Genomic DNA, 12,858 nt, shown 5'->3' with positions numbered 1-12,858 from the left:
CGCTTTGGCCTGGTGCTTCGAGCGCCGGGCTTTCGGGGAGACTCCGGGGTTGAGGTTTCACGGGTTATCGAGCCTCTCGCGCCAGGCGCGTGACCGGGGACTCGGCGCGCCCTGGCGCGCGGCCCTGCTCGCCGGCTGTACCGCGCTGGTGCTGGCGGGCTGCAATGGCGGCGACAGCAACTCGCCCATGTCCAAGGCCAGCAGGACCCTGTCGCCGAAGACGCTTGCGCTGATCCAAGAGAAGGACATGACCAAGTCCAGCCCGATCGTGGTGCGGATCTTCAAGGAAGAATCCGAGCTGGAGGTCTGGAAGGAAACCGCCGGCGGCGACTATGCGCTGCTGAAGACCTACCCGATCTGCCGCTGGTCCGGCGAACTGGGGCCGAAGGTGAAGGAGGGCGACCGGCAGGCGCCGGAGGGCTTCTACACCATCACCCCCGGCCAGATGAACCCGAATTCCAGCTATTACCTCGCCTTCGACCTTGGCTTCCCCAACGCCTATGATCGCGCCTGGGGCCGCTCGGGCAGCAATCTGATGGTGCATGGCGATTGCTCCTCGCGTGGCTGCTACGCCATGACCGACGAGCAGGTGCAGGAGATTTTCGCGCTCGGGCGCGAGAGCTTCTTCGGCGGCCAGCGCTCGTTCCAGGTGCAGGCCTACCCGTTCCGTATGACCACCGACAATCTGGTTCGCCACCGCAACAACCCGCACCTCGCCTTCTGGAAGATGCTGAAGCAGGGCAGCGACGTGTTCGAGCTGACCAAGGCGCCGCCGAAGGTGGATTATTGCGGCAAGCGCTACGTGTTCAACGCCACGCCGACCGACCCCGGCCAGAAGTTGCAGGCCTCCGCTCCCTGCCCGGACTACACCCTGCCGGAAGGGCTGGAGGAGGCGCTTGCCGCCCGCCAGAAGGACGTCAGCACCAAGATCGCCAGCGCCGGCACGCTGCAGCCGGCCGCCCCGGTCAAGACCGGCAAGGATGGCGGCATGCACAAGGTGTTCCTCGCCAAGCTGGAGAATCCCGAGCTTTCCGCCCCGGGCTCGCTGCCGCCGGTGGTGAAGCCGCCGGGCGTCGACTATGGGGTTTCCACTACCGAGCCGGCGCCGGCCGAGAGTATCGCGCTGGCCAATGCCGACACGGTGAGCGAGACCGTCAATGTCCCGCTGCCGGCGGCGCGTCCCGACGACGCGCCGGGAGGCCCGCGCACCGCTATCGCCGCCGCCCCGGCCTCGGGCGGGTTCTTCGACAATTTGTTCAGCGGCCTGTCGCCGGCGCCTGCCACGCCCGCACCGGCCGAGGCTGCAGCGTCCACCACGTCGGCGGGTGCGGCGCCCAACATGGTGCTCCTGCCTCCGCAGGCCGGGGACGCCCCGGCGGCGACGGCGGGCACCCCGGCACGGCCGCCGGAGCGGGCGGCGCTGCCACAGCTGGCCTCGCTCGACGCGGGCAGCAATGGCGGCTTTCTCGACAGTTTGAAGAACTGGTTCGGCGGCAGCCCACCGCCGGCTGCCGCACCGGCCGAGCCGATCGCCGATGTGCCGATGCCGCCCGCCCGTCCGCCGGTGCCGCGCCAGGCGACGGCAGCGCCCGCGGCACAGCCTGCGCGCGTGAGCCGGCCGGCTGCCGCTGCGCCCACCGCCGCCTCGTCCTCAGTGGGGTCGCCCTCCGTGGCATCGTCAGGCAGCGAGGCGTTGCCCGGGGCGGTGCCGACCCTGCCGGGTGCCGCCGGCATATTGGCGCCAGGCAGCTTCTCCACCGTCCAGTAAAAACGTCGGCTGGGCCGTTTCAGGCGATGGCTGTGCTGTGGGCGCTGGCCACGCGCCAGCCCGCCGGGTCCTGCCGCCAGATGCGGGTGAAGCGCAGCGTCGCCTCGAAGGGCGCGCCGCCCGCCGTGCCGGTGGCCTCGGCGCGCAGCACCGCGAGCACCACGCCCGGTGCGATGGGGCTCAGCCGGTAGGCCGAGAAGGCCAGCGTCTCCAGCCGGAACGCGCCGGTGCGGTGAAGGTCGAGGTCGTCTTCCTTGCTCAGCACATGGCCGAACTGGTTGACGAAGACCAGGTCGTCGGCCAGCAGCGCGTCGAGCGCGGCAACGTCGCCCGCGAGAGCGGCCTCGCACAGAAGCCGCTCGGCGGCTTCGACGCTCTCCAGGTCGTGGGCCGTCGAGCCGCCCTGATCCATGGCCACGGCTTCAGACAAACTTGCCGTGGCAGTGCTTGTATTTGAGGCCCGAGCCGCAGGGGCAGGCCTCGTTGCGCCCGACCCGGCCCCAGGTGGCGGGGTCATCAGGGTTGCGCGCCGGCGCGGCTGCGTCCTCCGCCGGCGCCAGCGTCGCCTCGGCGGCGATCTCGGAATCGGCAAGCGCGAACTCGTCCTCCCCGGTCGCGGGGTCGATGTGGTGCGGCACCATGGGCGGCATGTCGTCGGTCTGCGGCGCGGACATCACCTCGACGCGCATGAGCTGGGCGGTCACGGCCTCGCGCAGGCTGGCAAGCATCGCCTCGAACAGCTGGAAGGCTTCCGACTTGTACTCGTTCAGCGGGTCGCGCTGGGCGTAGCCACGCAGGCCGACGACCTGGCGCAGATGGTCGAGCGTGACCAGATGCTCGCGCCAGAGATGGTCCAGCGTCTGCAGCAGGATCGACTTCTCGACATAGCGCATGATGTCGGGGCCGTATTTGGCCGCCTTGAGCGCCATCGCCTCGTCGGCCCGGCGCTGCACGCGCTCGCGCATCTCCTCGTCGGCGATGCCTTCCTCGGCCGCCCATTCCTTGACCGGCAAGTCGAGCCCCAGCACGCGCTGGAGCGCTTCGTCCAGCCCGTCCGTGTCCCATTGCTCGGGATAGGCGCTGGGCGGAACGTGCTTGATGACGATGTCCTCGATGACGCCATGGCGCATCTCGGCCACCGTCTCGGCGACGTCCTCGTCCTGCATCAGCTCGACGCGCTGCTCGAACACCACCTTGCGCTGGTCGTTCATCACGTCGTCATATTTCAGCAGGTTCTTGCGGATGTCGTAATTGCGCGCCTCGACCTTCTGCTGCGCCTTTTCCAGCGCCCGGTTGATCCAGGGATGGACGATCGCCTCGCCCTCCTTGAGGCCGAGCTTCTGCAGCATGCCGTCGAGCCGGTCCGACCCGAAAATGCGCATCAGATCGTCTTCCAGCGACAGGAAGAAGTGCGAATGGCCGGGGTCGCCCTGGCGGCCGGAGCGGCCGCGCAGCTGGTTGTCGATGCGCCGGCTCTCGTGGCGCTCGGTGCCGATGACGTAGAGCCCGCCGGCTTCCAGCGCCTTCGCCTTCAGCTTGGCGACCTCGTCGCGGATGCCGGCCTCGGCGGCGGCGCGCTGCTCGCCTTCCGGCATGTCGCCGATTTCGTGGGAGATGCGCATGTCGGCATTGCCGCCGAGCTGGATGTCGGTGCCGCGGCCAGCCATGTTGGTGGCGATGGTGACGGCGCCGGGCACACCGGCCTGGCTGACGATGTAGGATTCCTGCTCGTGGTGGCGGGCATTGAGCACCGCGAACACCTGGTCGTCCCCCGTGCCCTGGTCGCCGTCATAGAGCGGGCGGAAGGCGTCCGGGTCGGAAAAGTCCTTCTGCTTGAAGCCGCGCTTCTTCAGCAGCTCGGCCAGAAGTTCGGATTTCTCGATCGAGGTGGTGCCCACCAGCACCGGCTGGCCCCGGCTCTTGCAGTCGACGATGAGGTCGATGATGGCGTTGTATTTCTCGCCCGCCGTCCGGTAGACCTCGTCGTCGTCGTCGACGCGCTTCACCGGCAGGTTGGTCGGAATCTCGATGACTTCGAGATTGTAAATGTCCTGGAATTCCGCCGCCTCGGTATTGGCCGTGCCGGTCATGCCGGACAGCTTCTCATACATGCGGAAATAGTTCTGGAAGGTGATGGAGGCCAGCGTCTGGTTCTCGGGCTGGACCTGGACCCGCTCCTTGGCTTCCAGCGCCTGGTGGAGCCCTTCGGAATAGCGCCGGCCCGGCATCATGCGGCCGGTGAACTCGTCGATGATGACCACTTCGTTGCTGCGAACGATGTAGTCCTTGTCGCGCTGGAACAGGGTGTGGGCGCGCAGGGCTTGGTTGACGTGGTGGACGACCGAGACGTTCTCGATGTCGTAGAGGCTCTCGCCCTTGAGGATGCCGGCGTCGCGCAGCAGGTTTTCGGTCTTTTCCATGCCCGCTTCGGTCAGGGCGACCGAGCGCTGCTTCTCGTCGACGTCGTAATCTTCCTTCGAGAGCTTGGGGATATAGGCGTCGATGGTGGTGTAGAAGTCCGAGCGGTCGTCGAGCGGGCCGGAAATGATCAGCGGTGTGCGGGCTTCGTCGACCAGGATCGAATCCACCTCGTCGACCACGGCATAGAAGTGCGGGCGCTGGACCATCTGGTTCAGCTCATACTTCATGTTGTCGCGCAGATAGTCGAAGCCGAGCTCGTTATTCGTGGCGTAGGTGACATCGCAGGCATAGGCGGCGCGGCGCTCATTATCGTCCAGGCCGTGATGGATGATGCCGGTGGTGAGGCCGAGGAAGCGGTAGACGCGCCCCATCCACTCGGCGTCGCGCTTGGCGAGGTAGTCGTTGACGGTGACGACGTGGACGCCCTTGCCGGTCAACGCGTTGAGATAGACCGGCGCGGTGGCGACCAGGGTCTTGCCTTCGCCGGTCCGCATCTCGGCGATGCCGCGCTCATGCAGCACCATGCCGCCGATCAGCTGCACATCGAAATGCCGCTGGCCCAGTGCCCGGAGGGACGCCTCGCGCACGGTAGCGAAGGCGGGAACCAGCAGGTCGTCAAGGCTGGCGCCGTTTGCCAGCTGCTCGCGGAACATGACGGTGCGGGCGCGCAGAGCGTCGTCGGAGAGTGCCTTCAGCTCCGGTTCCAGCGCATTGATGGCCGCGATCTTGGGCTGATAGCCGCGCACGCGGCGGTCATTGGCCGATCCGAAGAGCTTTCGCGCGAGAGCGCCGAACATGAGACTTCCAATCCGAGTCCGCCAGGAGCAGGTGTCGAACGGGCGGTGACGGGCCGCCGCATCCTCTTGAGCAAGCTGCGGGCGCGAGAGCGCGGGCTGAAGCCTCATCGAGACGCCATTTGCGGCCGAAATGGGTCTTCAGGGCCGTGCCGCCGCGAACGGCTTGCGGGTTCTTGCGTCACATAAGCGCGAGTGCCGGCAAGAACCCGCACCGCGTGCCACACTTATGAACGGGTTTGGGGGTTGTCAATCGCAGGCCGGGCGACAGTTTTGCTTCCCAGCGGGCTCTCGCCCCGGCGGTCCATTCGCCGGCGCTCCGGCGGCGAAATATCTGGCGCCGGTGATCTTACACGCTTGCAACCTGAACCGGGCTGGGCCAGCTTTCGCGGCCCGCAGCGGCCAACTGAAAATTGAGGAACGCTTCATGACCCGTCATCGCCCGCACACCGCGCCCAAGGGGGCCCATCGCCCCGCCGGCCGGGTCACCGCCGGCCCGCTGCGCGCCGGTCTTCTCGCCGCCCTGATCGGCGCGGCCCTCGTTCCGGCGCTGCCGGCGCTCGCGCAGGACGCGGCGGCACCCGCGGCCACGCCGGCGACCGCTGCCACGCAGGGCGATGACCCGGTGCTCGCCACCGTCAACGGCACCCCGATCCGCCGCAGCGACGTGACCGCCGCCGCCGCCGAACTGGCGCCGAACCTGCCCCAGCAGATCCAGGGCGCGGCGCGCGACGAATATGTGCTCGGCTTCCTCATCGACCTCAACGCCATGGCGCAGGCCGCCGAGGCCGAGAAGCTCTATGAGACCGACGCCTTCAAGCGCGAGATGGACTTCATCCGCAAGCGCGTGCTGATGCAGGCCATTCTCACCAAGGCCACCAAGGCTGCCCTCACCGACGAGGCCATGCAGAAGACCTACCAGGAAGCGGCGTCGCAGCAGAAGCCGGAAAAGGAAGTGCGCGCCCGCCACATCCTGTTCCGCGCCGACCCGAAGGACCCCGCCGCCGGTGCCGCCGCCGAGAAGAAGGCACAGGATGTCGAGGCCCAGCTGAAGAAGGGCGCGGACTTCGCCAAACTGGCCACCGAACTGACCGAAGACCCCTCGGGCAAGGAAGATGGCGGCGATCTCGGCTTCTTCACCAAGGAGCAGATGGTGCCGGAATTCGCCGAAGTCGCCTTCGAGATGAAGCCCGGCGACGTGTCGAAGCCGGTGAAGACGCAGTTCGGCTGGCACGTCATCAAGCTTGAGGAAGAGCGCGAGCGGCCCGTGCCGACCTTCGAGGAAGTGAAGCCGCAGATCGAGCAGTTCGTGGCGCAGAAGGCGCAGGCCGACGTGGTGCAGAAGACGCGCGACGCCGCCAAGGTGGAGAAGACCGAAGCGGCGCCGAAGCCCGGCGACCTCCTCACCCCGCCCGCCGCCAAGCCCGCCACCCCGTGAGCCGCGCTACGCTGTGAGCCGCGCCCGGCGGCCTTGCACGATGTTTCGGGCAAGCGGCGCCGGGCCCTGCAGGGCGGGGCCGGTTCACAGCACGCCGGGGCGCTGCCGCTGAACGGCTGTTCGGCGAGACGCTCCGGCGCGTGAGCGTTATCCGGCCGCGACCTCACCGTCGCGGCCAGATTTGCCTGGGCTCAAGAGTGCATGGCCCCCGGCGCGCAAGCCGCCGCCCGGCTCCGGCACAGGCGTGCATTTCGGGGCTGACCCCGGGCGTGATTTTTCCGGCCTCAGGCCCGAACGCGCCGATTGGGGCTCGAAGCGCTCGTTGGACGTATCCGCCAGAGGCCCGTGCCCTGCGGCGGAGGCGGGTCGACGATCAAGGGTCCCGCGTTCCAAGAGCCGTGGCCCTTCGCATGCGTGGCGGCGGTGGAGGACAGGGCAGGAACTGCGGCAGGCTCGGACCGTGCTGGTCGAGCGTGCGAGGGCCTGCCCGGATGCGAGGGTGGGGTGGGCCCTTAGGACGGGATGACGAAGCCGGTGCTCGCGCATGGCTACTGTCCGATGGGCCCCGTCTAACGTCCAGGGCCGCGCGAGTGGGGGGGGGGCGGTTCCGAATCTTCTCCGCCAGGCCGACGCCGTCCGCCCTCGCAAACAAGGCAGGCCGAGACGCTCTCGCCGATGAGCCGAACCTCCGACGGGTTCTTCCCACGGGCCTCGGTACTTCTGGCCGCACCCCTGCGGCGCCCGCCGTTGCCGGGCCGAGAGGCCTCCATGCATTCAGCCGGCCGCAACTGCGGCGCCGCTTGCCGGCTGTTCTGCGCCAAACCTCACCATGCCGACCGGCGTCCGCGCGCCGGCGGCATCGGCCAGAGCGGCTGGCGCGCGCCTCGTGCTGCCGACCCGGCAACACTGCTCCAGCCAGTGGACGGGGCTGATCTTCAGATCATCGCGTCGATGAAGGGTGCGGGACGGCGATAAGGATGGCCCTGCGTCTTTCCCTTGAAGCACATGGCGTCGTGCAGGCGGCGAGGCGTGGAGCGCACGGAGACGCCGATCGCGCGCCGACATAAAGCCGGCCCGGACTGTGCCGGCTTATTCGGCGTCACGGGGTCTATCAGGCATCTGATGGCGTTCGGCGGCGCCGGGACCGTGCGTTCTGCGGCTTCGCGCAGGGGCTTCAGCTGGGAGAAGGTCATGTTGATGGGGTCGAGGTCGGGGTTGTCGGGCGCGAGGTGGAGCGACGTTGCGCCGGCTGCGTGGACCATCCCGCCGACCCTCGGGCCCTCGTGGCTCGGCGGGTTGCCCATGACAACGATGATGCCTGGCGCCAACTCCGGCACGCGAACCGCGTCCACAGAGGTCTCGAGGGCGGGGCGGTCGATCAGGCCGGCGGGCACGAAGGGCGTGGCGACCCCGGACAAGCGCAGGCTCGCCACGAAGGTGGTCGTTCTCCAATGGCCGTGGGTCAGCCGCGCGCCACCGCTCGCCCTCCATGGCTCATAGCCACGCAGCGCTATTCTGGCTGGGGTTCTGATTTCGCCGTCGGGTGTTGTCGATCAGGTGTTGTCGATCAGGTCGCGCTTTATTGGACCGGGCGCGCGGGATCGACGTTGAGTTGGCCGTCGAACCACGCTCCGCCCCACTCGAACGTCCGGGGTTCGCCTCGGGGGCGGGCGCGGACTTGATGCAGGTGCGGCCTCTCCTGTCGAGGAAACGCCCGGCCGTAACGCCGCCGGCGCCCGCCCCGTTCTCGGCTCCGCTGACGGATGTCCGCGACGGGAATGTCGTCCTTCTCGTCGCCGCCCCCGGGAGCGTCTCCCGGCGAGAGCCGAGCTTCGGGCCGTTCGGCAGGTCGCTGGGCTTGGCCCGGCCGCAGCCCGGTTTCGCGAGCGCGCGGCTTTCGGACCACCGCTGCGGCCACCCGACGCCGCGCGCCGACACATCCTCCCTGCAGCTGGAGTTGGCGTCGATCGTCCGAGCTCGCTGAGCCGGGCTGCATGCACGTTACAGCTCCATCGACTTTGCTGGCAGGCCAGGAACCAGAGGGCCGCTGATCCTGGAGCCCGCACTCGAATCGGTTCACGTCGAAACCGCTCCAGTGCCGTTTCGCCCTGACGGATGCTGCGCCGCGAATTTCCTGTCTTGCTCAATTTCGCCGATGGTCTGCGAAGACCAGGAAATTGCCACGTTGACTGCGGGCGGGGGTGACCGGCAGGCCTGGGGTCAGACACGTCCGGACAAGCCTGTAGCATCGACGTGCCGGTGCGGGCCAAGACACGCAGGCTCCGGCGAACTGTCTGGCCGGCGGGGGTGACGAGGGAAGGTCGATTGATACGCTCGGCCAATGCGGGAATGCGATAGTCGTAACCGCCGCTTCCGGCCTCGAAGATCACCGGGGGAGCCCCCTCGATCGCGGCGCGCCCGGCGGCGATAGCGTCCAGGTAGTGGGGCGCGCAGAGTCCTGCCGGAGGAAAAGGGCGAGGCGACGCGTAACTGTTCTCAGCCGATGACAGGCTGTCACTTGGTTATGGCACTGTCCCTGTCGTGCGAAACCCGACGTGGCACGCAAGTGTCCGGTTTCAGAGACCCCGGAGGCATATCCTCTCCTGCTCGGCTGCACATCCGTGGGGGCGTCCGCGCCGTCGCCGCCTCACACCTTCGGCAGACAGGTGCGCGCGGCGGCATCGTTCGGCGGCGCGGGCTCAGCGTCGGAGGCAGCCACGTGCCATCTGCCGGGCGGCGGATGAGAGGCTTGGCGCGTCGTTGTCGAGCCGTCGTGTCAGAAGGCGCGCCCAGACATAGCCGCTGACGAGATCAAGGCCGGCCGCGAGATCGAAATCCGCTGCCAGTTCCCCACGCCGCGCGGCCCGATCGAACAGGTCGGCGAACGGAAAGCTGCGCTCGGCGAGGAAAGCGCGGAGCATTTCCAGCGCCGCCGGATCATGCTGGGCCTCCACCAGCAGGGCAGTGAACGCTTCGCCAGCCGGGGTCTCACGCCAGAACGTCAGCAGGCGAGCCAGCGCGGCGACGAGATCGCCTTCCAGCGACCCGGTGTCGGTGTCGGACAGGTCCAGCGGCTGTCGTGCGTAGATCTCGATCAGCAGGGCCGGCTTGCCGTTCCACCAGCGATAAATGGTCGGCTTGCCGGCGCCCGCGCGGCGCGCCACCTGTTCGATGGTAAACCCGGCGTACCCCACTTCCGCGAGCACCGCCTCGGCCGCCTCAAGAATGGCCTCGGCCGCCGCTTTGCTGCGGCGCGGCCCGGCCGAACTGCGCCGACCCGCGCGGCCCAACGCACGAACAGGCCTTTGCCGAAAGGTTCCGTTAACCATCTTCATTAACCACAAGGACGAGGGTGTCGAGACGATTATCGAGGCGTTCAAACGGGCCGCGTTGCCCCCATAACAAGGCCCTATCCAAACGCAATAAAACGAAACAAAACGTTTTAAGTTATAAAACGGTACGTTTCGTAACGATTGTAACTAAATGACACTTATAAGTTTTTCTTAACGTGACGGAACGACTTGCCGGCATGCGTCGGCGGCCTGCTGCCATCTATGGGGCCCGCATCCCTTCCCGCCATACCGTCGGATATGGCCGAATCACTCGCACCAGCGGCGCCCCCTTTCTCGCCTGTTCCCCGCCGAAGGTAAAGACTTTCGCAGGTGCGGCGCCAACTGGGCGGAATATGGAGCGGCGGGTGGGGGGCGGGCGTTGGGACCGCGTGAGTTTGGTCGGACGCTGGTTAGGTCGGGCGCCGCGTGATGCGGATTTTCCACGACGGACAGCAGCGGCAGAAGCAGAAGGCCGGGGTCAGGACGAGAAGAAAGCAGCACGCGACAAGGGAAGGAGAAAGGGACGGCGGGGACAAAGGAAGGGAAGGGAAGGGAAGGGAAGGGAAGGAAAGGAAAGGGAAGGGAAGGGAAGGGAAGGGAAGGGGGAGGCAGCCGACGCAAGTGAGGGGGGCTGCGAAGGGCCGCCCGAGGCGAGTCCTGGCCGTTCCAGTAGTGGGCCGTTCCGCTAAAGTGGCTACGCTCCAGCGCCGGCTGAGGGGCTAAGCCGTTCGACGTCGCGTCACGGCGCGATCATCCCCGACGGGTAGTGAGCGGCTCGGTCGGGGATTCCTTGGGCGGGGTGCGGCTGATGCGGTTCGACGTGGACATGCCAAGCCAGTCCTCTATTCCACTCACCATAAAGGTCTTGGCGCTCGGGCGGCCCGGCTTGCGATCCCTATGGTTTCGGGGCGGTTTTGTTGCCTCCGTCTCTAGCGCCCGTCTCTAGCGCCCGTCTCTCGGCCCCGTCTCGTGTCCCCCCCTCGCCCCATCTCTGGTCACGCGGTGTTTCGGCACCTGGTCTTTGGGTGCCCACTTCGCTCATCCCTGGTCCATCAGCAATCTGGTCTCGTGACAGTCCCGGCGATTGGCGCCAAGCCTCCCGCACGGGTGGTTTCTCGTTGGGCCGGTGCTCTGCATCAGGTAGGCGCACTGTCTTTTGTTCTCACGGGGATGCGGGGGAATGTGCGGAACACAGCCTCATTCGGGAACGCCCCGGCCTTTTTCCACGACTGGCGTCTTCGCGGGGCCGGAGCCCTACGCGTCGACGGTCCGTTCACACTGGCGTTCGTACCTTGCGGTGCGATTTGGCCGCGCATTCGTGCGCCGCATCGGCCGGGTCGTCACGCCACCGCTCCCGCGGGCCCGGCAGCCGCGTTGCCCCGGCGGTTCGAGGCGCTCCAACCCTGGTGCACCAAGAATGGCTCGCAAAGGCGTCTCATCTCCGGGGAGTATGCCGTCTGAAAGGCTGAGGCATCGGATGGGTGCCCCCGGCGATGATACCCATTGCGGCGTGCAGGCGCGAACGTCGCGTCGCATCTGGCGAATATCCCATCCGCCTGCTGTTGATATGCCGGACAAGGCCGGCGGAACTGAAAATGCGAGGCCGCCTTGCGTTGCTCCGAGAGAATGGATCGACAGCCGCCTTAGTGACGAAAGCCTGATCAGAAAATAGCGATCCTCTCCCGGCTGCGTCGGAGGTCGAACGGTATTCTATGCCGCAAATCCGTCGGCCTTCGATTACGTCAAACAACTTCTCGACCCAGGGTGCAAACACCCGGCTGAAGCAGTCCCGATGCGCACGGGGGGTGGAGGCCATCATGGCGAATGACACGCGTTCTGCGGACAAATGGTCATCCTGGTGCGCCCTCCGGGTTGTTGCACCTCGCCTTCGATATATTGAAAGCCGGCAAACTGTTCGTCAGCGCATGCTTGCGCGTGACCATTTAAGCGGCTCTTTCTGCTACGAGGCTGACGTTCTCCAGCCGTTGCATGTCGCCACGAGCGGCGCGCGCGTCGTGCAACTGTGAAAGCCCGTAGCTGGGTCGGTACTATGGCCCCGCGCGCGCTGGTGCAGTACCCTGCCGCCCGGATCGGTGCCTTGAGGCCAAGCAATCTCACCGGCGCGCCGGAACACTCGGGGCGCCATCCTGCATTCCAGCCACGGCGGCCGGCGCCCACCCCGTTTCGATGAACTGTCTCCCGCCGCGCCCGTACTTCAAAGGTTTCCGGCCGAACGGGCAGGGGTGGCCGGCCGCGGCGTCGAGGCTCAGATGTCGATGTCCGCTTCTGTCTTGGCGGGGCTCCCGAATGGCGTCTGCGATCAACGCCGGCCCGCCAGAGCATCCATGGCGAGTGGGGTGCAGGCCGGGACGGAGCGAAGCCTCGATGGCCGTCTATCCGGGGTACGGTGCCGGCGCGTGACGCCGTGCTCCTGATCATGGCGGTGAACCATAGTCGACTTACTTAGCCGGCTTCGTGTCTAGTGAATAAGCGCTCGCGCCAGGGATCTGTTCGACGCCCCCGAGAGAGCTACATCCCAATCGCAGCGGGAGGCTGCGGCCGGCAGGACGGGTGTCCCGGGGAACCTCTAGACAGGCTTTTGGAGACTTTAGCGCGCCTTCGCGGTGACCGGTCGGGCGCGTCGGGCGAGCGCTCAGGCGGGCGGAATTTTGCCCCAGGCACACGGCCCACTGCAGAAGTTGCCGCGCGGGCACGCCATTGCCCCCCACTCGATGTGTAGTGCACAGGCGCTGGAGAAATTGTCGCCGTCCCATCCCTTCCACTCGACGTAGCTACCGTAAGACACGGGGAGAGGCCTGGAGATAGTCCAAGCTTGCGTGACGATGGGAAGATGATGACGTTGGGGGGCGCTGCAGCGTCACGCGCGGCGTAAGCGGCCGCGCGGCCGCTTACGCGAAAGGCGACCGGCCTGCCGAAGGGGGGCATATAGGCGGCCAAGCGCAAAGCAGCCAAGCGCCAAGCAGCCACGCGCCAAGCAGCCACGCGCATAGTCGGCCGAGCGCGGGGGGGGGGGGGGGGCCGCGCGGGGGGGGGGGGGGGGGGGGGGGGGGGGGGGGGGGGGGGGGGGGGGGGGGGGGGGGGGGC

General features: G+C 67.5%; 6 protein-coding genes. 2 read left to right on the top strand and 4 right to left on the bottom strand.

Translation table 11 applies throughout. The annotated features are described in order from the left end of the window. The first annotated feature begins 49 nt into the window (after positions 1 to 49). Positions 50 to 1,768 carry a L,D-transpeptidase family protein gene (locus EV667_RS18590; RefSeq protein WP_131836864.1) on the top strand — a complete coding sequence of 573 codons (1,719 nt, stop codon included), beginning with the start codon at positions 50 to 52 and terminating at the stop codon, positions 1,766 to 1,768. A gap of 19 nt (positions 1,769 to 1,787) precedes the next feature. Here the strand turns inward: EV667_RS18590 and EV667_RS18585 are convergent, their stop codons facing one another. Beyond that, positions 1,788 to 2,180 (bottom strand): nuclear transport factor 2 family protein, encoded by a 393-nt coding sequence (locus EV667_RS18585; RefSeq protein WP_131836863.1) that lies wholly within the window; start codon positions 2,178 to 2,180, stop codon positions 1,788 to 1,790. A gap of 10 nt (positions 2,181 to 2,190) precedes the next feature. Next, positions 2,191 to 4,986 carry a preprotein translocase subunit SecA gene (gene secA / locus EV667_RS18580; RefSeq protein ID WP_131836862.1) on the bottom strand — a complete coding sequence of 932 codons (2,796 nt, stop codon included), beginning with the start codon at positions 4,984 to 4,986 and terminating at the stop codon, positions 2,191 to 2,193. A gap of 424 nt (positions 4,987 to 5,410) precedes the next feature. Here secA and EV667_RS18575 point away from each other — a divergent pair, with 424 nt between their 5' ends. Beyond that, on the top strand, positions 5,411 to 6,421 hold the full coding sequence (locus EV667_RS18575; protein WP_131836861.1) for a peptidylprolyl isomerase: 1,011 nt from the start codon (positions 5,411 to 5,413) through the stop codon (positions 6,419 to 6,421). Between the two features lie 935 nt (positions 6,422 to 7,356). On the opposite strand, the gene EV667_RS18570 is transcribed toward EV667_RS18575, so the two are convergent. Continuing rightward, positions 7,357 to 7,854, bottom strand: coding sequence for a hypothetical protein (locus EV667_RS18570; protein WP_131836860.1), 498 nt, complete (start codon positions 7,852 to 7,854; stop codon positions 7,357 to 7,359). Positions 7,855 to 9,120: 1,266 nt separating this feature from the next. Next, the gene (locus EV667_RS18565) at positions 9,121 to 9,750 is read right to left on the bottom strand and encodes a TetR/AcrR family transcriptional regulator (RefSeq protein ID WP_131836859.1); all 630 of its coding nucleotides are present in this window, start codon (positions 9,748 to 9,750) and stop codon (positions 9,121 to 9,123) included. Positions 9,751 to 12,858: the final 3,108 nt, after the last annotated feature.

Source organism: Ancylobacter aquaticus, from assembly GCF_004339465.1.
Lineage (GTDB): Bacteria > Pseudomonadota > Alphaproteobacteria > Rhizobiales > Xanthobacteraceae > Ancylobacter > Ancylobacter aquaticus.
Note: the sequence above shows the minus strand (reverse complement) of the source record. Positions and strands in the feature narration are given on the sequence as shown.